The sequence below is a fragment of the Hamadaea sp. NPDC050747 genome (assembly GCF_040654195.1).
Taxonomy (GTDB): domain Bacteria; phylum Actinomycetota; class Actinomycetes; order Mycobacteriales; family Micromonosporaceae; genus Hamadaea.
Map to the genome: position 1 here is coordinate 206,900 of NZ_JBFAHM010000014.1, position 18,990 is coordinate 225,889.

The 18,990-nt window shown below is 68.2% G+C and carries 23 protein-coding genes and 1 tRNA gene; 15 read left to right on the plus strand and 9 right to left on the minus strand.

Annotated features, from left to right (window positions below):
• Positions 1-39 precede the first annotated feature (39 nt).
• Together AB0H43_RS31200 and AB0H43_RS31205 are read left to right on the plus strand one after the other, a co-directional pair.
• Positions 40-660, plus strand: coding sequence for a MarC family protein (locus tag AB0H43_RS31200; RefSeq protein WP_360005176.1), 621 nt, complete (start codon positions 40-42; stop codon positions 658-660).
• 36 nt (positions 661-696) lie between these two features.
• Positions 697-1,575 (plus strand): PD-(D/E)XK nuclease family protein, encoded by an 879-nt coding sequence (locus AB0H43_RS31205; RefSeq protein WP_360005178.1) that lies wholly within the window; start codon positions 697-699, stop codon positions 1,573-1,575.
• Here AB0H43_RS31205 and AB0H43_RS31210 read toward each other — a convergent pair.
• Together AB0H43_RS31210 and AB0H43_RS31215 are read right to left on the minus strand one after the other, a co-directional pair.
• On the minus strand, positions 1,547-2,233 hold the full coding sequence (locus tag AB0H43_RS31210; protein ID WP_360005180.1) for a methyltransferase domain-containing protein: 687 nt from the start codon (positions 2,231-2,233) through the stop codon (positions 1,547-1,549). The genes AB0H43_RS31205 and AB0H43_RS31210 overlap by 29 nt on opposite strands.
• A 175-nt stretch (positions 2,234-2,408) precedes the next feature.
• Complete coding sequence (locus AB0H43_RS31215) at positions 2,409-2,831, minus strand: Fur family transcriptional regulator (RefSeq protein ID WP_360005181.1); 423 nt, start codon at positions 2,829-2,831, stop codon at positions 2,409-2,411.
• A gap of 136 nt (positions 2,832-2,967) precedes the next feature.
• Between AB0H43_RS31215 and AB0H43_RS31220 the strand changes: the two genes are divergently transcribed.
• Both AB0H43_RS31220 and AB0H43_RS31225 read left to right on the plus strand, forming a co-directional pair.
• A complete protein-coding gene (locus AB0H43_RS31220) occupies positions 2,968-3,477 on the plus strand; it encodes a DUF2231 domain-containing protein (protein ID WP_360005183.1) in 510 nt (169 codons plus the stop codon).
• A gap of 21 nt (positions 3,478-3,498) precedes the next feature.
• Positions 3,499-4,584, plus strand: coding sequence for a CapA family protein (locus AB0H43_RS31225; RefSeq protein WP_360005185.1), 1,086 nt, complete (start codon positions 3,499-3,501; stop codon positions 4,582-4,584).
• Positions 4,585-4,755: 171 nt separating this feature from the next.
• On the opposite strand, the gene AB0H43_RS31230 is transcribed toward AB0H43_RS31225, so the two are convergent.
• The gene (locus AB0H43_RS31230) at positions 4,756-4,968 is read right to left on the minus strand and encodes a hypothetical protein (RefSeq protein ID WP_360005186.1); all 213 of its coding nucleotides are present in this window, start codon (positions 4,966-4,968) and stop codon (positions 4,756-4,758) included.
• A gap of 24 nt (positions 4,969-4,992) precedes the next feature.
• On the opposite strand from AB0H43_RS31230, the gene AB0H43_RS31235 reads away from it, so the two are divergent.
• A complete protein-coding gene (locus AB0H43_RS31235) occupies positions 4,993-5,175 on the plus strand; it encodes a hypothetical protein (RefSeq protein ID WP_360005188.1) in 183 nt (60 codons plus the stop codon).
• A gap of 28 nt (positions 5,176-5,203) precedes the next feature.
• Here AB0H43_RS31235 and mscL read toward each other — a convergent pair whose 3' ends face one another.
• The 3 genes from mscL to AB0H43_RS31250 all read right to left on the minus strand — a co-directional run bounded on the left by mscL (position 5,204) and on the right by AB0H43_RS31250 (position 6,555).
• The gene (gene mscL / locus AB0H43_RS31240; RefSeq protein ID WP_360005190.1) at positions 5,204-5,569 is read right to left on the minus strand and encodes a large conductance mechanosensitive channel protein MscL; all 366 of its coding nucleotides are present in this window, start codon (positions 5,567-5,569) and stop codon (positions 5,204-5,206) included.
• A gap of 32 nt (positions 5,570-5,601) precedes the next feature.
• Positions 5,602-5,886 carry an FmdB family zinc ribbon protein gene (locus tag AB0H43_RS31245; protein WP_360005192.1) on the minus strand — a complete coding sequence of 95 codons (285 nt, stop codon included), beginning with the start codon at positions 5,884-5,886 and terminating at the stop codon, positions 5,602-5,604.
• 90 nt (positions 5,887-5,976) lie between these two features.
• Positions 5,977-6,555, minus strand: a complete 579-nt coding sequence (locus AB0H43_RS31250; RefSeq protein ID WP_360005194.1) for a 5-formyltetrahydrofolate cyclo-ligase — start codon at positions 6,553-6,555, stop codon at positions 5,977-5,979.
• A 120-nt stretch (positions 6,556-6,675) separates the two neighbouring features.
• Here AB0H43_RS31250 and AB0H43_RS31255 point away from each other — a divergent pair, with 120 nt between their 5' ends.
• From AB0H43_RS31255 to AB0H43_RS31280, 6 genes are all read left to right on the plus strand, one after another.
• The gene (locus tag AB0H43_RS31255; RefSeq protein WP_360005196.1) at positions 6,676-8,916 is read left to right on the plus strand and encodes a diguanylate cyclase; all 2,241 of its coding nucleotides are present in this window, start codon (positions 6,676-6,678) and stop codon (positions 8,914-8,916) included.
• A gap of 9 nt (positions 8,917-8,925) precedes the next feature.
• On the plus strand, positions 8,926-9,936 hold the full coding sequence (locus AB0H43_RS31260; RefSeq protein ID WP_360005198.1) for a UTP--glucose-1-phosphate uridylyltransferase: 1,011 nt from the start codon (positions 8,926-8,928) through the stop codon (positions 9,934-9,936).
• Positions 9,937-9,965: 29 nt separating this feature from the next.
• Positions 9,966-11,246, plus strand: coding sequence for a gephyrin-like molybdotransferase Glp (gene glp / locus AB0H43_RS31265; RefSeq protein WP_360005200.1), 1,281 nt, complete (start codon positions 9,966-9,968; stop codon positions 11,244-11,246).
• Positions 11,243-11,878 (plus strand): GNAT family protein, encoded by a 636-nt coding sequence (locus tag AB0H43_RS31270; protein ID WP_360005202.1) that lies wholly within the window; start codon positions 11,243-11,245, stop codon positions 11,876-11,878. The genes glp and AB0H43_RS31270 overlap by 4 nt, the downstream gene beginning before the upstream one ends.
• Before the next feature lie 208 nt (positions 11,879-12,086).
• Entirely contained in the window at positions 12,087-12,962 is an 876-nt protein-coding gene (locus AB0H43_RS31275; RefSeq protein ID WP_360005204.1) for a hypothetical protein, read from the plus strand.
• 43 nt (positions 12,963-13,005) lie between these two features.
• Positions 13,006-13,082: transfer RNA gene (locus tag AB0H43_RS31280), tRNA-Ala, on the plus strand.
• Between the two features lie 61 nt (positions 13,083-13,143).
• Here the strand turns inward: AB0H43_RS31280 and AB0H43_RS31285 are convergent.
• From AB0H43_RS31285 to AB0H43_RS31295, 3 genes are all read right to left on the minus strand, one after another.
• Positions 13,144-13,746 carry a tyrosine-type recombinase/integrase gene (locus tag AB0H43_RS31285; RefSeq protein WP_360005206.1) on the minus strand — a complete coding sequence of 201 codons (603 nt, stop codon included), beginning with the start codon at positions 13,744-13,746 and terminating at the stop codon, positions 13,144-13,146.
• A gap of 359 nt (positions 13,747-14,105) precedes the next feature.
• Positions 14,106-15,782 (minus strand): DUF262 domain-containing HNH endonuclease family protein, encoded by a 1,677-nt coding sequence (locus AB0H43_RS31290; RefSeq protein ID WP_360005208.1) that lies wholly within the window; start codon positions 15,780-15,782, stop codon positions 14,106-14,108.
• A gap of 411 nt (positions 15,783-16,193) precedes the next feature.
• A complete protein-coding gene (locus AB0H43_RS31295) occupies positions 16,194-16,991 on the minus strand; it encodes a hypothetical protein (RefSeq protein WP_360005210.1) in 798 nt (265 codons plus the stop codon).
• A gap of 5 nt (positions 16,992-16,996) precedes the next feature.
• On the opposite strand from AB0H43_RS31295, the gene AB0H43_RS31300 reads away from it, so the two are divergent.
• From AB0H43_RS31300 to AB0H43_RS31315, 4 genes are read left to right on the plus strand one after another with little or no spacing between them, the layout of a single operon-like run.
• Positions 16,997-17,299: a hypothetical protein gene (locus AB0H43_RS31300; RefSeq protein WP_360005212.1), complete on the plus strand. Its 303-nt coding sequence runs from the start codon at positions 16,997-16,999 to the stop codon at positions 17,297-17,299.
• Positions 17,290-17,436 carry a hypothetical protein gene (locus tag AB0H43_RS31305; protein ID WP_360005214.1) on the plus strand — a complete coding sequence of 49 codons (147 nt, stop codon included), beginning with the start codon at positions 17,290-17,292 and terminating at the stop codon, positions 17,434-17,436. The genes AB0H43_RS31300 and AB0H43_RS31305 overlap by 10 nt, the downstream gene beginning before the upstream one ends.
• A gap of 42 nt (positions 17,437-17,478) precedes the next feature.
• Entirely contained in the window at positions 17,479-18,519 is a 1,041-nt protein-coding gene (locus AB0H43_RS31310; RefSeq protein WP_360005216.1) for a hypothetical protein, read from the plus strand.
• A complete protein-coding gene (locus tag AB0H43_RS31315) occupies positions 18,516-18,986 on the plus strand; it encodes a hypothetical protein (RefSeq protein WP_360005218.1) in 471 nt (156 codons plus the stop codon). The genes AB0H43_RS31310 and AB0H43_RS31315 overlap by 4 nt, the downstream gene beginning before the upstream one ends.
• The last annotated feature ends 4 nt before the right edge of the window (positions 18,987-18,990 follow it).

Consider the following 18,990-nt stretch of genomic DNA (forward strand, 5'->3'; position numbering starts at 1 on the left):
CCGGCCGGTTGACGCCCGTCACGCCCTATGGTGACGAGTGTGAACATGCAACTGTTCGGCGAGATGTTCGTAACCCTGCTCGTCATCACGGACCCGCCGGGCATGGTCCCGATCTTCCTGGCGCTCACCGGAGCCCTGCCGGCGCGGGAGCGCAACCGGGCCGCGTGGCAGGCGGTCGCGCTCGCCTTCGTGGTGATCGTGATCTTCGCGGTCGCCGGGCAGAAGATCCTGGACTACCTGCAGATCGACCTCCCCGCCCTGCAGGGAGCGGGTGGACTGCTGCTCATCCTGGTCGCGCTCGAGCTGCTCACGGGCAAGGCCGACGACCCGCACCAGCAGGCCACCTCCAACATCGCGCTCGTGCCGTTGGGCACGCCGCTGCTGGCCGGGCCGGGCGCGATCGTCGCCACCATGCTCGAAGTGCGCAAGGCCGACGAGCCGGTCGACTACGTCGCCATCTCGTTGGCGATCATCGCCGTGATGGTGGCCGTCTGGCTGGTGCTGCGGTTCTCCGGGACGCTCGTGCGCATCCTGCGGCCCGGCGGGATCGAGGTGCTCACCCGGATCGCCGGTCTGCTGCTGGCGGCGATCGCGGTGCAGCTCATGGCCGGCGCGATCGGGCAGTTCGTCGACGCGTACCGGTCGTCGCGGGGGATGTGAGCGGGCGTTGTCACACCGGTGCGGCAGGATGGTCGCATGACGTCGGAACGCACGGGCAGCATCCCGGAGCAACTGGGCTTCGACCTCGGCGAGCTGCCCGACCGGCTGTTCACCTGCACGCCCAGCAAGCTGACGTCCTATCTCGACTGCCCGCGGCGCTACCGCTACGCGTACGTGGACCGGCCCGCGCCCCCCAAAGGCCCGCCGTGGGCGCACAACTCGCTCGGGGCCAGCGTGCATACGGCGCTTAAGAATTGGTACGCCGTGGAGCCCGCCCGTCGTTCGTCGGTCGCGTTGGCGCCGTTGCTCCGGGCGACCTGGGTCACCGAGGGCTACCGGGACGCCGACCAGCAGCGGGAGGTCTTCGCCCGGGCGCTCGCCTGGCTCGAGAGCTACGTCGCCACGCTGGACCCGGCCGACGAGCCGGTCGGCGTCGAGCGGGTCGTCGCGGCGAAGACGTCGGTGCTGGCCCTGTCCGGGCGGGCCGACCGGATCGACCGCCGGGGCGACGAGCTGGTCATCGTGGACTACAAGACCGGTCGTTCGACGAGTACGCCGGACGACGCGCGCGGCTCGCTGGCGCTCGCCCTTTACGCGTACGCGGCGACGCGGCAGTTCCGCCGCCGGTGCACCCGGGTGGAGCTGCACCACCTGCCGACGGGCACCGTCGCGGCGCACGAGCACACCGAGGAGACCCTGCAACGGCAGGTGACCCGGGCCGAGGGGACGGCCAAGGACATCATCGCGGCGGAGAAGCAACTGGCGCAGGGGCGGGACCCCGACGACGTCTTCCCGCCGCAGCCGGGCGCGCTGTGTTCGTGGTGCGACTACCGCAAGACCTGCCCGGCCGGAGCCGCTGCTCCCGTCCGCGAGCCCTGGACGTCGGTCACGTTGCCGACGGGCGACGAGAGCTGACCGCCGCCACCGCGAAGACGTCGGGGACGCCGTCCTCCGGGCCGGCCTCGACGGTGTCGACGATCTCCAGTCCGGCGGCCCGGAAGGCGTTGAGGAGATCGGCCAACGGCAGGTGCCAGGCGCCCACCCGGTTGCGTACGCCCTGCGTGGTGAACGAGTCCCAGCGACGTTCGCGCCGGTGGTAGCCGCCGTCGACGATGATCCGGGCCGGATCGCTGCGGTCGGCGAAGGCCCCGGTGAAGCAGGGATGGATTCCGACGTGGACGAAGCGGCCGCCGGACCGGATGACCCGCGCCGCCTCGCCGATGACGCGCGGGTAGTCGGGCAGGTCTGTGTGGGTCAGGATGCTCACCGCGAGGTCGACCGACCCCGTCGCGATCGGTAGCGCGGCGGCGTCGGCGGCGGCGACGGGCAGGACCCGCCGGGCGTGGCGCAGCTGACCCGTCGACAGGTCGACGCCGACCGGCCGCCAGCCCAGGTTACGCAGCACTCCGGCGCGCGCGCCGGTCCCACAGCCGATGTCCAGGCAGGTACGCCCGTCCCCAGGCGGGACGAGTCGCTGGAGGACGTCGGCGACGCGCTCCGAATAGGAGTTGTGGAGTCCGCCGACCCAGTCGGCGTACCAGTCGGCGATTTCGTCGTACGCGGCCACGGGCATGCGCTCACGCTAAGCCGCTTCCGCGTGCGCTGCCCGTCCCGTTCGCGGCTGGCGAACGGCGTCGGCGTTGACGAACGGAATCAGCGTTGATCATGGAGTTTGCCCCTCGACACACCGGCGACACCGCAGTTAACTCCATGATCAACGCGGAGGGGGTTGGGGGTGGGGGTGGGGGTTAGTCGAGGGTGCGGCGGGATTGGCAGTCGGGGCAGAGGCCCCAGAACGTCACCTCGGCCTCGTCGACTTCGAAGCCGTGTGCGGTGTTCGGATCGAGGCAGGGTGCCGCGCCGACGGCGCAGTCGACGTCGGCGACCAGTCCGCAGCCTCGGCAGACCACGTGGTGGTGGTTGTCTCCCGTACGCGCCTCGTACCGCGCGGGCGATCCGGCCGGTTCGATCCGGCGGGCGAGTCCTGCGCGGGAGAGCGCGCCGAGGACGTCGTAGACGGCTTGGGTGGAGACCGAGTCGATGCGTTCCCGGACGCGCCGGGTGATCTCGTCGACTTCGAGGTGGCCACCGCCGTCGAGGACGTCGAGCACGGCCAGCCGCGGCCGGGTGACACGCAACCCGGCCGAGCGGAGCTGCTCCTCACCCGACATGCTGATATCAAAGCACGGTCTCTGGAACGGTCCAAGAAAACGGTCGATGAGGTCGCGTGGATCACCGACTACGCTGTGCCGCGGAAGGGTCGCACGACCCACGGGGGCCGCTCGGTGAGACATCGAGGAGAAGCGCGTGTTCCAGTACATTCTGGGCATTCCGGCCCATCCGTTGATCGTGCACTTCGCGATCGTCTTCGTCGTCCTGCTCGTCGCCGGTTCGGCCGTCTACGCGCTGGTCCCGCCGGTGCGGCGGCGTACGGGGTGGGCGGTCGGGCTGCTCGCGGTGGCCGGCCCGATCGCGGCCTGGGTCGCCACGGAGTCGGGCGAGCAGCTGGAGAAGCTGGTCGTCGCCCAGGGTTACCCGCAGGAATTCCTCGCGAAGATCAACCAGCACGTCACCTACGGCGACCGCACCTGGTACTTCAGCGCCGGCCTCGGAGTGGCGACGTTGCTGCTGATCTTCGTCTCGACCGCCATCGGCAAGCGCCCGGCCGCCGAGGGGGAGAGCCGCCGCGGCTCGCTCCTCGCCACCATCGGGCTCGGCCTGGTCGTCCTCGTGCTGGCCGGCTTCACCGGCTACTACCTCTTCAAGACCGGGGACACCGGCGCCCATCTGCGGTGGGTCGACTTCGCGCAGAAGTGACGAACGGGTAGAAGGGGAGGAATGACGCCGTTCCTCCCCAGGTTCGCGGTTTTGGCGCTCGCCGTCGGACTGCTCTCCGCGTGCACATCGACTGATACGCCGAAAGCCGCGACCGAGTCTCCCCAGCCGGTGCGCAGCTCTCCGCGTACCAGTGAGATCACGGTCGTGGGAGCCGGTGACATCTTGGTCCACCCGCAGGTCTGGGCCCAGGCGAAGCGGGACGGTGGTTTCGCGGCGATGTTCGCGGGCGTGCGCGACGTGATCGCGGGCGCCGACCTGGCGCTCTGTCACCTGGAGACCCCGGTCGGCGAGCCGTTCCGGGGGTATCCGCGGTTCAACGCGCCGCCCGCGGTCGTGGCGGGCATCAAGGCGACCGGGTTCGACGGCTGTTCGACGGCCTCGAACCACACCTTCGACCAGGGGCAGGACGGCGTCACCAAGACGATCGCGGCGCTGGACGCGGCCGGGCTGGGCCACGCGGGGACGGCAAGCCGGCCGGCCGACGCCGGGCACGCGACCGTCTACACCGTCCACGGTGTACGCGTCGCGCACCTGGCCGCGACGTTCGGCTTCAACGGGCTGGCGGCCCCCGGCGGCAACACCTGGCTGGCCGAACGGATCGATCCCGACCGGATCCTGGCCGAGGCGCATCGGGCCAAGCTGGCCGGGGCCGCGATCGTCATCGTCAGCCTGCACTGGGGCACCGAGTACCGCCACGACCCGAACGCCGATCAGCTCGCCTGGGCGAATCGGCTCGCCGGGTCGCCGGACATCGACCTGATCCTGGGCCACCACGCGCACGTCGTGCAGCCGATCCGGCGCATCAAGGGCACCCCGGTCGTCTTCGGCCTGGGCAACGAGCTGGCCCGGCACGCCGCCCCGGAGAACGCCAACCGGGAGGGGCTCATGGTTCGGGTGACCTTCGCCGAGACCGGTACGCGCTGGGCGGTCAAGACGGTGGAACCGCTGCCGACCTGGGTGGACCTGAGCCCCGGCATCCGCATCGTCAACCTGACGTCGGCGCTCGGCGAGACCGGGCTCGACCCCGCCCGGCGGCGGACCTATCAAGCCGCCTACGACCGGGTCCTCCAGTACGCCCGCAGCTGACTCTGCTCAGCGTCGGCCCGGCGCCGCCGCCTTCGCGCTGGATCAGCTGGTCGGCTGGCGCTGAATCAGCTGGTCGGCTGGCGCTGGATCAGGGTTCCAGGTCGAATCTTGGGTCAAGATTCGACCGAGAACCCTGATCCGGCGCCCACATTCGGCGCGGACGGCAGCGGGTCAGAAGAGCCACATGACGAGCACCAGCGCGCACAGGGTAAGCGCGGCGATGCCGCCGATGAAGAAGGTGAACTGCCGGGCGGCCGCGTCCTCCCGGTCGAGCGCGGCATGGTCCTGAAACGGCAGTTTGCGGGGGAAGGACTCGCCCTCGATGATCTCCGGCTGGTAGTTCGGGTCGTGCGGCGTGACCGGCGGACCCGCGTACTCGGACACCCGTGGACCTCCTAAGCTGGCTGTGTGGCCCGTGACGACCTGACTGCCGAGGCGCACTCCCCGGATGACGACCGGGAGGTCCAGCTCGAACCCGAGGAGCCGCCGATCCTGCCGGACCGGACGGTGGATGAGACCTCGACGGGGTGGAACGACGAGTGGGACTCCAACGACTCGCGGCTGCTCGAGGATCGTCCGCCGCACTGGTGAACCCCGTCGACCAGCGCGGTGTTACGTCCTAATTGCCGAGCTTATCCCTGATTTGGGTGAGCAGGCGTACCTCGTCGGACATCTCTTCCTCGAGGAGCTTGCCGCGTCGCTTCGCCCAGGCGTTCATGGGCACGACGACGAAGTAGTAGACCGCGGCCGCCGTGAGCAGGAACGTGATCACCGCTCCGATGAAGGCGCCGTAGTCGAAGGTCTCACCACGGATCTTCCAGACGCCGCCGGTGCCGTGGCCGCCGGTGATCACGGCGATCAACGGCTCCAGGAACGACTTCGTGAACTGCGTGATCATCGCGCCGAAGGCCGCGCCGATCACGATGCCGACGGCTAGATCGACGACGTTGCCGCGGGCGATGAACTCCTTGAACCCCTTGAACACGCGGCTCATTGTCGCCCGTCAGGGCGCTGAGCTCAGGAAGACGCGCTGGAGGAGCTGGACGAAGAGGATGAACCGGACGAACCGGACGAGCTGGACGAAGACGAGCTGGACGACGATCCGCTCGACGATCCGCCCGCGGCCTTCCGGGAGTCGGTTCGGTAGAAGCCCGAGCCCTTGAAGACGACGCCGACGCCGGAGAAGAGCTTGCGCAGCGTGCCGTCGCACTCCGGGCACTGGGTCAACGGCGCGTCGGTGAACGACTGCACGGCCTCGAGCTGGTGACCACAGGCCGTGCACGCGTACTGGTACGTGGGCACGATTCCTCCAATTGACGCCGGCCGGAGTGAGGGCTGGCACTCTACCTCTTCGAGTGCCAATAGTGGCACGGCGACCTCGCCACTCTCAACTCAGCGAGGCAACGGGATCATTCCGCCCAGCGGTGTGACGACCGCCGTCACGCGCCGGTCGTGCGGCTGAGCAGGCAGTCTGTGAACAAGCTCACCGTCGTGGAGCAGGGCGAGGACGGGCGTACCGGTCGGGACTCGGGCCAGCGCCCGGTCGTAACTGCCGCCGCCGCGGCCCAGCCGCACGCCGCTCCGGTCGACCGCCAGCGCGGGCACGATGATCAACTCGACCTCCGCGATAGCCGCCGGGCCGAGGCGTTCGCCGGGGTCGTTCCAGTCGCGCCAATCCAGGTCGTTGTCGCTCATCAGCACAGGCACTAGTACGCGCGGCGCACCGGACGCCGCGGCCAGCAGCGCCGGAAGGGACCCATCCAGGTGCACTCCAGGCTCGGTGCCGAACGGTTCGTACGCGGCGATCACGGCCGGCTGCGTTGTGCGTACAAGATCTGACAGATGGGCCACGACGCGCCGCGACGCGTCGGCCAACTGATCCACAGTGCGCTCGCGACGGGCCGTGAGCAGCGCGGATCTGACCGTCGCCTTGTCGGCGGCGATCTCCGCCGGAAGATCGACCGGTACCACCGGGAGAGGATCCGAAAAATCCGACACGCGACACTTCCGTAACAACCCGACCGTAGGGGGCGAACCGTGCAAGCATCGCACCCGCGACAGCTGCCAATTCTACGGACCACGGAGTGAGCGGTGACCCTGCGTACCCGGCTGACCAGCGCCTTCCTCGCCACGGTGCTGGCTCCGGTGCTGGTCGGCGCATTGGTCGCGGGCAGTGTCCTGACCTCCGTCGCGCGGGACCAGGCCGCGCAGCGGCTGGCGGTGGCGGCGTCGGCCGTGCGGACCAGCGTGATCGCGTTGTGCGGGCAGCTCGGAGCGGTCGCGCAGGCGGTCGCGGCAGCCCCCGCATCGGACCGCGCCGTGGTGGCCCAGGGGTATGTGGCGCGGGGTCTCGCGACCGGCGTGCACATCGAGACGGGCGGCGAGGCGGACTACGCGGGGATCACCACGCCGGGCGCGCCCCCGCCGCCGTGGGCCGACTGCCCGCCGGGGTCGGCGACCGACATCGGCCCGGCCAGCTATGAAGGTCTCGCCGCGCGCGTCGACCTGATGTCCGACGGTCAGACCATCGGCAGCGTGTACGCCGCCCAGACCGTCGACCGGGCCTTCCTGAAGCGGCTCAGCGACGCCGTCGGGGTCGATGTCGACCTGCGGGCAGGCTCGTTCTTCCATGCCTTCGGCGACTCGGCCGAGGTGACCGATCCGGCCGACGACTTCGAGGCGCTGCCCCGCGCGCAGACCACCTCCGCGCCCGTCGAATCCGGCGCCTTCGAGCGAGTCCTCGGCGCGGGCGACGGGCTGCCGTTGCCGTTGACGTTGTCCGTCCCCGAGCCCGACGCGTACGCCCGCTACGCGATGCTCGCCGCGATCGTGCTCATCACCGCGGCCGCCGCCGTCCTCGTGGCGTGGTGGCTGGCCCGGACGACCACGGCTCCGCTGGCCAACCTCGTGACCGCCGTCGACCGGGTCGCCGACGGCGACCTGCAGGCGCGCGTACCGGTGCGGGGCGACGACGAGATAGGACAGGTCGCCGCCGCCTTCAATCGCATGACCGGCGAACTGGAGTCCTACGTAGACGCCTTGACCGCCAGCCGCGACCAGTTGCGCGGCCAGTTGGGCGTGCTGGGCGACACCCTCTCCAGTACGCACGACCTCCACCGCATCCTCCAGGTGATCCTGCAGACCGCCCGGCACGCCGCCGGAGCCCGAGCCGGAGTGGTGCTTCTCAACGATCCGGCGACCGGACTGCTGACCGGCCAGTGCGCCGAAGGACTCGATCCGGCCGTCCCGATCCGGGTGCCGATCGGCGAGGGGCTGCTCGGCTCGGTCGCGGCGACCGGCGTACCGGTGCGGGGGCGGACCGATCGCGACGGCCCGGTGCTGCTCGCGTCGGAGCCGCAGTGCAAGTCGTACGTCGTCGTGCCGTTCACCCTGGGCGGGCCGGTGCCGACGTCGGCCACCGCCTCGGCCGCTTCCGACCCGGCTTCGCCGGCGGGGTTGTGGCCCGCTGGTTTGCCCGCAGCGCAGGGCGTCCTGGCCGTCTACGACCGGGTCGGCCGGGACGAGTTCGACGACGGCGACCTCGACACACTGCGGACCTTCGCCGGTCAGGCGTCGGTCGCCGTGGACAACGTCCGGGTGCACGAGGAGGCCCAGCGCCTGTCGGTCACCGACTCGCTGACCGGGCTGCTCAACTACCGGTCCATGCTGGACTGCCTCCGCCGGGAAGCCGATCGGGCACACCGGTTCGGGCGGCGCCTCTGCGTCCTCGCCCTGGACCTCGACCGGTTCAAGGAGATCAACGACTCCTACGGACACGCCGCCGGTGACGTCGTGCTCGCCGAGTTCGCCCGTCGCGTACGCGCCGAGATCCGCGAGGTCGACCTGGCGTTCCGCCACGGGGGCGAGGAATTCGTGGTCCTGCTGCCCGAGACCGACCTGGCCGGCGGGGTGGCCGTCGCCGACCGGTTGTGCGCCGCCATGCGTACGCAGCCGGTGTTGCTGCCGCGCGGGCGGGTGGACGTCACCGTCTCCATCGGCATCGCCGTCTTCCCGGAGCACGGAGCGACCGGATCGGCTGTGCTGCAAGCGGCCGACGACGCCCTGTACGCCGCCAAGGCCGCCGGCCGGGATCGCCATCGGACCGCATTCTCACCGGGGGTCGCCTCGGTGCCGCCGGCTTCCCTGCTCGACCCGCCGGCTCCGACGGGCGGGCCCGCATCCGGCGCTTCACCTGCGGGTTCGTCCTCGGCTTCGGCGTCTTCGGCGGCGGGCGGCGCAGGCGATCAGACGGACGGCGCGACAGTGACGGAATTGACCACACGCGGCGCGTCGAGCGGTCCGCATCCCCCTCGACAGGTCAACGGCCGATAGTCTCGCCACATGCTCGGACACACCCCCAACCCAGCAGGCGACGCGGTGACCGCACCGACGGCGGCCGGTGCCGCCGGGGGTGGCGCTCGGCGCGCCACCAAGGCTGTCATCCCCGCCGCGGGGCTGGCAACCCGATTTCTGCCCGCGACGAAGGCCGTACCGAAGGAATTGCTGCCGGTGGTGGACCGGCCGGTTCTGCAATACATCGTGGAGGAGGCGGCACACGCCGAGATCAAGGACATCCTGCTGGTCACCGGGCGGGGCAAGACGAGCATGGTCGACCACTTCGACCGCAACCCCTACCTGGAACAGCGGCTGGAAGCCAAGGGCGACACCCAACGACTGAACGCGGTGCGGCGGACGTCGGAGCTTGCCGAGATCTACACCTGCCGGCAAGGCGAGCCGCTCGGCCTGGGCCACGCCGTCTCCTACGCCGAACTGCACGTCGGCGGGGAGCCGTTCGCCGTCCTGCTCGCCGACGAGTTCTGCGAAGAGGAACGGCCCCTGATGCCGTCCATGCTGGAACTCCAGGCGAAGACCGGCGGCATCGTGCTGGCCTTCATCGAGGTGCCCGACGATCAGGTCGACCGATACGGCATCGCATCCGTCGAGCAGGTGACAGCCGAGTTGGACGCGATCAGCGACGCTGGACCTGTGGTGAAGGTGACGGGGCTGGTCGAGAAGCCGAAGGTCGAGGACGCGCCGAGCAATCTGGCCGTCGTCGGTCGCTATGTGCTGCCCTTCAGCATCTTCGACGCGATCCGCCGCACCAAACCCGGCAGCGGCGGCGAGATCCAGCTGACCGACGCGATGGCGATCCTGCTCGAGGAGGGCACTCCCGTGCACGGGATCGTCTATCGGGGACACCGCTACGACACCGGCATCCCGCTGGGCTACCTCCAGGCGACGGTGCAGCTCGCGTGCGAGCGCGAAGACCTCGGGCCGGCCTTCCGCCAGTGGCTCGTGGAGTACCTCGCGAACTCCTCTTCCGCGGCGGGCGCTTCGGCCGGGGGAGCCTGACCGGCGGAGATCGACTGGATGACACGGAGATGACCGCAACGGCCGAGTTCGAGTCGGCGTCAGCAGCCGAGCTGACGCCGCTCGCCGACTACCTGGGCAGCGTGCTGCGCAGGCTCAGGGCGCTGCCGGCGCTCGACCTCGACCTGACTCAGGCCCACGGCAACGTGCTGGCCGAGAACGTCCTGGCGCCGCACCCGTACCCGGCCTTCGACTCGGCCGGCATCGACGGGTACGCCGCCCGCGCGGAAGATCTCATCCCGCCCGGGCCGGGGCGTCCGGTGCGGCTCAACGTCATCGGCGACCTCTCGGCGTCGAGCTGGCGTCCGGTCCGGCTCACCCCGCAGAGCTGCTTCTCGGTAGCGGCCGGTGCGCCGATGCCGATGGGGGCCGACGTCGTCGTCCCGGTCGACTGGACCGACCAGGGCATGGCGGCCGTCGAGATCCAACGCCTGCCCAAGCGCGGCTTCGGCGTACGCCGAGCGGGCGAGGAGATCGGGGCCGGCGACGTGCTGGCCCGGTCGGGCGCGGTCGTCACACCGGCGCTGGTGGCGGTCCTGGCCGCCAGCGGCATCGGCCACGTCGTCGTACGCCCGACGCCCCGCGTGGTCATCGTGGCCACCGGCGACGAACTCGTCGAAGCCGGCCGGGTCAGCCAGCCCGGTCAGGTCGTCGACGTCAACTCCCACGCCCTGACGGCCGCCGCCGCCGAGGCGGGCGCGCACGCGTACCGGGTGGGGATCTGCGACGACGACCCGGAGGGTCTCCGTGGTCTGCTGGAGGATCAGACCCTCCGGGCGGATCTGATCATCACCACCGGCGGGACCGGCACCGGGCCGGGCGACATGGTCCGGCGCATCCTGTCCCGCCGGGACGGCGGCCGCGCCGGCAGCGTCACCTTCACGGAGGTCTCCCTCTATCCCAGCTCGGTCCTCGGCTTCGGCACCTACGGGACGGCCGAGGAAGTCCCGATCATCTGCCTCCCGGGCGACCCCGGGTCCGCCCTGATCGGCTTCGAGGTGCTCGCCCGCCCGGCGATCCAGCTGCTCGCCGGCGCCGAACCGGTGTTCCGGCCGTCCGTCCGCGGGCACCTCCTCGAAACCGTGACCTCCCCACCGGGACTCCGGGAGTTCCGGCCCGCCCTGGTCGCGGAGCGTCGAGGCGGTGGATACACAGTGCAGCCTTTGGCGGGCGGAACGCGTACGCTGGCGGGGTTGGCCGAGGCGAACGGCCTGCTGGTCCTCGGCGAGCGGGTGACGACCGCCCCGGCCGGGTCCACCGTGGATGTGCTGCTGCTGGACAGGCGACGATGAACAGAGCCTTCGGGTATCCGGCCGTACTCAGCGACGGGCCGGTGCTGCTGCGCCCCTACCTGCGTTCCGACGGACAGGCCTGGTCCGAGGTACGCCAGCTCAACCAGCGCTGGCTCGCGCCCTGGGAGGCCACACCGATCGGGCCGTGGGCGCAGATGAACTCGACGGCCGCCTTCAAGCAGGTCTACAAGGGTCTGCGCGCGGCCGCCAAAGAGGGCGAGGCGATGCCCTTCGCCATCTGCCTGCGACCGCCCGACGGCGGACCCGAGCGTTTCGTCGGCCACATCAACCTCGGCAACATCGTGCGCCGGGCCTTCGCGTCGGCGTACTGCGGCTACTGGATCGACTCCCGGGTGGCCGGGCAAGGCATCATGCCGACCGCGCTGGCCCTCGTCGTCGACCACGCCTTCAACGCCGCCGGCCTGCACCGAGTCGAGATCAACATCCGCCCGGAGAACAAGGCCAGCCGCCGCGTCGTCGAGAAACTGGAGATCCGCGAAGAGGCGTACCACCCGCACTACATGTTCATCGACGGAGCGTGGCGCGACCACATCGGGTACGCCGTCACCGTCGAAGACGTCGTGGGTGACGGCGGCCTGCTCCGGCGGTGGCACCGCCTCCGCTCCCAGTGATTTCCCGCCGATCATGAACTTACGACCTGATGCGTAATTGGCTCAAGATCGACCCCCGAAGGCCCTGATCGACACGCCGCCCTACGCTGTGATGTCGCGCGTGTCGGCGAGCCTGCGGCCCACTCCGGCGTCTCCCGCTTACCCTCGGTAAACGATCTATCTGATCGCGGGACCGCCGCCAGGTCCCGATCCGAGAGTGACGGGAGGGGTGAGGGTGCCGACCTCGGTGCTCCTCGCCGTCCTCACCGCTGCCGGGCTGCTCGCCCTGGCGCCGGCGCTCGTGCGCCGGTACGACGCCACCGAGCGGCTGGTGGCGGAGCGGGCGCTGTCGACGGCGCGGGTCCTGTCGAGGAACCGGCGCCAGCGCACCGTGCCAGGACGCCTCCCGGTCAACCCGCCACGGGCGTTCATCCCGTCGGTGCCCATCGACTACCTGCCGGTCTCGGCCATCCCCGTGGTCAGCGGCATTCCCGTGTCGGCGCCGGCCCGCTCCGGCCCCCGGCCGTCCTCCCGCCGTCCCACCCTCACCGTCGTACCGCGCTCGGCCGTCCCGTACACACTGCGTGACGCGACCGGCGGTCGCAGCCGCCTCAAGCCGGCCGTCTACCGCCGTCGCCGGGTCCTGGCCGCCCTGATCCTCTTCAACGCCGTCGAACTCGTCGGCGTCTTCGCCGTCGGCCCCGGCTTCTGGATCGGCGTCGCCGCCAGCCTCACCCTGCTCGTCGCGTACGTGATGCACTTGCGGAGCCGAGCCCTCCAAACGCAACGCCGCCGCCGCGCCGAGGAGGCCGAGGCCCGCTGGCTCGCGGACCAGCAGGCCGAGGTCCGCCGCGCGCAGCGCCGCCGTGCCGCCGCCCGGCGCGAGGCCGCGCGCCTCCTCCAAGAAGAACTCATCCGCCAGCGCGCGGCCCTCGAAGCCGCGCAAGCGGGCGAGCAAGACCTCCCCCGCGCCGTCGGAGGCCCGGTCATCTCCTACCGTCCGGCTCCGCGCGGCCCGGCCATTCAGCCAAGATCACGGGTACGCGGAAAGCCGTACCACGCCGGACCGGCCGTCGGCGGGGGTGATTCGCGCTCTGCCGGGTAGACCTGCTAGCCTTATCGCCGGTCCGAGGATTCGGATCGAACCGGGGGACGTGGCGCAGCCCGGTAGCGCACCTCGTTCGCATCGAGGGGGTCAGGGGTTCAAATCCCCTCGTCTCCACCAGTACCACTGTTGAACAGCCGAAACTCTCCGCCTAGATCATCTAGTACAGATCCAGTACAACTTAGGCTGGATCTTGGTTTTGGGGCTGAGCCCCTTTCAGGCCGTCCGCCGCACGTCGTAGAGCCCCGCTCACAACGTTCCGAAGCCGTTGTTTCCGAGGCCACCAGTGCACGTAGGTCTCCAGCGTGGTGCGCAGGAGCTTGTGTCGTAGCGCCCGCTGCACCTCGGTTGGGTCGGCCCCGGCCGCGATCAGCATCGTGGCGAAGAAGTGCCGCAGTGAGTGGAACGTGGCCTCTCTTGGCCACCCGGCAGTGTTGCACCACGTCCGGAACATGTCCGACCACTTCTGGTCATGGATCGGTCGGCCCTGTTCGTCAGTGAACAGCAGGAGCGCCCTCCGACGCTTCGGCTCCTTGCCGGGGTCCGGTGTTCCGCTGGTGATGTCCACCATCTCGACCGGGACCGGTGGGTACTTCTCGATGTGAGCGAGGATGACCTCGGAAAGTTCGTCATCCATGTCCACCGTGCCGACCGACCCGGCCTTGGGTGGGGCGAGGTAGAAGCCGCCGTACTCGCCGATGTGGAACTTGAGTTGCTGACGGACGTGCAGTTCCTTCTCGTCACCGTGGTTGGCACATCGGGTACCGGCTTCGAATCCGAGCACCTCGCCGAGGCGTAGTCCGGCGACAGCGCTAGTCGCCCAAGCAGTAAAGCCACGCCTCCGGCGGGCCTCGGGCTCGCACCACACCTCTCGCTGCGCTCGCTCCCATGTCCGCGAGTCCAAAGGCCAGCTGGCGCCTCCGGCGGAGATCTCCGGCTCCAGGATGGCCTTCCGTCACCGACGACCCGGGCAAGCCGACATGGAGCCTTTGGACCGGCAAGCTCGTACGTCCGGTTGGGCGCTCCAGCTTGCCGGCCCAGCAGAACCCGTGCCCACGGAGCGCAGGTCGATGGCAACGGGATGGGCACGGTTACCGCGAGAAGTTGTCGCTGCGGCACGACGCCAGGAGCGCCCGAAGCTCCCTACGGATCAGAGAGGACCGTCTTGGCAAACTGCTCGGTGCGCTCCTTGACTACGTCTGGGGTCCATGCATTATATCCAAGAACCTCCATGCTGCGAGGAAAGTCCGAGACCCTAGGCTTCAGATATTTATCCTTCTTTTCGCCGAAGTTCTTGTTGCTTGCAGAAGAATTCTTGCTCTTGCTGAGGAGAACGAGGTTTCCAGCCGTGTTGACAAGTTGCTTTCGCTCCTCGTCGGTGAACGTGTCCATCCAGGCACTGCTTTGACCTGGATTCTGCGGAAGGACGTGTTCGACGGAACGAACGTAAAAGTGTCGAGGGTGGTCTAATTCACTAGAGACGATCTCGGCCCTCACCAAGAGGTACTTTGCATAGCCTGCGCCGTAGAATCCGCTGATCCTACACGCGTCCTCTATCGCCTTCAGGTTAGGTGTCATGGCATCGATTGCGTCCGCCGGGCTCTGAGAATCCTGTATGTTGCGCAATATTTTCGTATAGATACCATATCGTTCGTCTTTTCTTACACCGCGGACCCACAAGTCTAGATACACCTTCTCCAACCTTAGGGCGAAGGCATAAAGGTCGCTCTTGTCAAACCGTTTAGCAAACGAGAGGATGCACGCCTTCCACTCCGAGGCTGTGAAGTAGGTGACCATTGCCTCCATGAGTGTGTGGTACCGAGCATCGGGCGTTCCGTCTTCGGCGTCGAGGTAGTCGCGTGCAATGAACAAGGAATCGTAGAGGTCGACGTAGGTCGTTAACTCGTCTAGGAAGTTGCTTCCCGGCTCAGGCAGCTCCTTCTTGGCATAGATTCTGTTGAGGAACTCTGAGTACAGGTCTGCCTGGGGCTTGTCCTTAACATAAATGAGTCGCAGGAGATGGAAAACCTCCTCAAATGGGCCTTCGCCAAGCTGGGCCTCCATGCTCTCCCAACGCGAAGCGTACTTGATTCGAGCGCCGTCGTTCGGGACCGCATTGGGATCTAGGTTATGAGCCTTCAGCACATCTATACGACGAAGCTGTTTGCCTCGATCATTTACTACCGTAAAGAGACGGAATGCGTCGTCAAAGGAGTCCGTTGCTAAGTAGATTAGACTGCACTTTTGAGTTACGAATGCAGCGAACGCCTTGACCTGTTCAGATGTCATCTTTGAGATCTTTTCCCAGAAGATCGCTCGTGCAAGTTCGTAACGTCGTTCGCTGGGGTCATCTTTTAGATCGGAGAGCGGCTTAGCTGCGCCATCCATCGTCCCTATCAGGCTGTTGAAAACGGCTTGGTCTCGGACCTCCAGCCTGTTTCTTGCTGGGATTCCGTCGAGCTGACGTTCGGGCTGGATTACCTTCTCGTGAATCTCGTTCCGAAATACAACCTGGTCGTTAATAGCCGGAGCATCGCGGAGGCACGCGAGAAGAATGCAGAGAGCCGTAAGGCGTTGTTGCCCGTCAACGATGTCGTACTGCGAGATCGCACGCCGGTGAAGTACAAGGGTTCCGAGAAAATAAGGTTCGTCTTGATCGGTCCCCATGAGGTCATCGATCAAGTCGGTGAAGTCGTCAGCATCCCAGAGAAAGGGGCGCTGGTATTCGGGAACGCGGAAGAAGTAGTCCTGGGAGAAGAGCTTTGTTACGGGCAGCATGCCGCTTTCAAGGGTCTTGGACAATGCGATTCCTACTTTCACCTAACGAACGTTGTGATGCCTCGCGAGCAGTATGTCAGTTTCGGTCATCGTCGTCTGCCCGGTGTGGATGGACTCGCCTACCTCGCGCGTTGGCCCCACCACCGACGTAGACCTCCATGACGTTGCAGTACAGCAGAGAAGTACAGCAACGCCAGCAACCCGACACGGCCGAGGACGACCCCAGAACCCCGCATGAGCACGGCCGAGACCTCCAGCGATCTTGCCGCCGCGAGTTCGCATCGAGGGGTCAGGGGTTTAAATCCCCTCGTCTCCACCAGTACCACCGTTGAACCCGCGACTATCCTGCCGTGGTGGCAGGACCGAGCGGGCTTGCCGTCCGACTTGAGCGCTGAGACACTCCGGGCCATGCCTCGTGATACCAACGCCATCGATTCGGTGCCTCTTCGCGCGTCACGGTCGATCGAGAACCTTCCGAGATTTCTGCGGGTGGCGCTCTTCGCGGTGATCGTGGCTGTGGTCAGTTACGCAGCCGGCTCGCGGCGAGGATGGCTCATGGGCCTCCTTGCGGCACTGTTCTACGGCGGGCTTTTCCTTTGGAATACACAATGGCCCGATCGTGCGCGTAGGTGGTCTAGCCGGCATCTCGTGGCGGACGCGGCGCTCATCGTGCCCATGTTGTTCTTCGTCTTCGTCTTCTTGTCTCCGAGCACGTCCCTGCTCAAGGCCGCAATCATTGCGCTCGTCGTCGGGGCTGTACTGACTCCGATCACGGTCTGGCGACGTCGTCGAATACGGGCGCGTCGCCTCGATCAGGACCGCGCGGCCCTTGGCTAACCCGCCGCTGAGCGCCGGCGATTTTGTGTTTCCGGCCACCTCGACGAGCGGGGTCGGCAAGCGCTCAGACGGTAGCCGACGCGGGTAACGATCCCGGATCTGGATCGGGCCGTACCGAATCTTGTCCACGCCAGCGACGTGCCGTTCGCCGCCCCGGGTCACGAATGAGATCTCATAACAGGTCTCGGTCTGGCATGCAACACCGTGGTCGCAGGCCGGATCGAAGGTGATGCGCTTGTCCGAGACCACCTCGACGCGCTTGCGGTTCAGCGCGGGAAACCAGTAGACGCTCGCCAGAGCTGCGATCGCGACCGCTGACAGCCACCAGGCGGACCGGTCGGCGTATCGCGGCGGTGGACTGTGGCCACAGGGAAGGCCGCAGTCCAAGACCGGTTTGACAGCGACGGCGACCATCGGGCATGGATTCGACCGCCATGAGTGCGCTGACGACGATCGCGTCGGTTCTTCTCGGTGCAGCGCTCACCTACTGGATGAACGTGCGGACGAGGCGCCGTACGGCGGCTGAGGACACCGTTGACGCCGCGATCGCCGCCGTGGCGTTGGTGGAGGTGAACAGCCGCATGGCACCACAAATCGTGCTGCCCGAGGGCATCGATGACGCTGTCGGGCTGGAGCGTACCGGGAGTTGGCCCTCGCGGCGATCGCTCAGCACAATCGCCGCGGCGGTGAGGCGCGGGAGGCGCTGGCGCGGGTGTTCGTGATCGATGAGCGAGTCAGGTCGTACTACCTCGATGAGGATGCGGTCTACGCCGTACCGGAGGAGATCGTCACCCTGCTGCGAGTCATCAAGGCCGACGTGGTCGGGCGGCGACCGCGGTTCCGTCTTTCTCGGCGGTGAAACTCGGCGGTCAAGCTGCCCACCGAAGGAAGGTGGGCTGGCATGATCGCCGGGATGGTGAGCGACGGGGTGAAGCGCTGGGTGCGGCGTACGGCAAGGGTTTTGCTGGCGCTGCTGGGAGTCGTTGCTCTCGTGGTCGCCGCCGCCTTGGTGGCGCTGTCCGCCGAGTACGCCGGTACGCCCAGCGCGTCAGCCCGTGGCACCGGCCACGACGCCGAGTGGCTGGGGCATGCCTGGGTCGACGGGCGGAAGACCCAGTCTGATGTGGACGCACTCGTGGCGCAGGTGCGTACGACGGGGATTCGGGATCTCTTCGTGCACACGGGGCCGTTCAACGATGACGGAACGCTGGATCCCGGCCTGCGGCCGCAGGGGCGGTGGTTCGTCGAGACCGTCCATCGGGCGCTGCCGGGCGTACGCGTCCAGGCGTGGCTGGGTGCACATCCAGTGCCGGGCGAGCTGGACCTCCAATCGGCGAGTACGCAAGCGAACCTGCTGGGCTCGGCGACGCAGGTGCTCGACGACGGCTTCGATGGAGTCCACTACGACTTCGAGCCGGTCGTGGACGGCGACGCCGACCTGTTGACCGTGCTCGGTCAGGCGCACGAGCTCACCCGGCGACGAGGTGCGGTGCTCTCGGTCTCGGCGATCCACACCGAGCCGTGGCCGGGCATGGCCGCCGCGGTGACCGCGCTGCCAACGTCGCTTGCTCTCTGGTCCGCCGACTACCTCGCAAAGGTGGCTCATGAGGTGGACCAGGTGGCCTTGATGGCCTACGACACCGCACTGCCTTCGGAGGCGGCGTACGGGGGATATGTCCGGCGAGTGACCGAGGCGGCGCTTCGGGCGGTGCCGGCGGAGGTCACGTTGTTCATCGGCATTCCGGCGTACCACGACGAGCATCCGTTCCATCATCGCGGCGCCGAGACGGTGGCCGCCGCTCTACGGGGGATCCGTTTGGCGATGGGCGACCAGCCGCTCACCCGCGAGTTCGGCGTGGCCGCGTACGTGGATTTCGCCGCCACCACCGACGACTGGGCCGCCTACGACAACGGCTGGTCGACCGCTACCGTGTCGCCATGACTCGCGTTGTGGCGCGCCCGCGTATCCGGATCGCCCTGTTCATGATCCTTTCCGACGTCTTCGCGCTCGCGGGTCTTTCCTACCTGGCGAACGGGCACGTGGTGGCCGACCGCAATTGGCTGGGCGTCGCCCTGGGCTGCGTGCTGACGATCTGCGGCGGTCTCGGCGTCTGGCGGGCCCTCCGGCTGGGCGTGGTGATCGATCAGAGTGGGCTGCTGGTTCGTCGATTCGCCGCAGCGGACAAGACCTTGACCTGGACGGCTGTTCGGTCGATCAGCTCGGAGAAGCTCTTCCTGCGCGGCGGCAGGCCGTTCTTCGCACCCGTTCTTCAGGTCGACGGCCTCGGCCGGCTGTCGGTGCAAGAGCTTGGCTCGCACGCGGTGGAGGGGGCCGAGCGGAACGCCGCCGATCTTCGGGGTCTCCAGGGTTCGCCCCAGAGCTACGCATCTCCGGTCGCCCAGAACTAGCGAG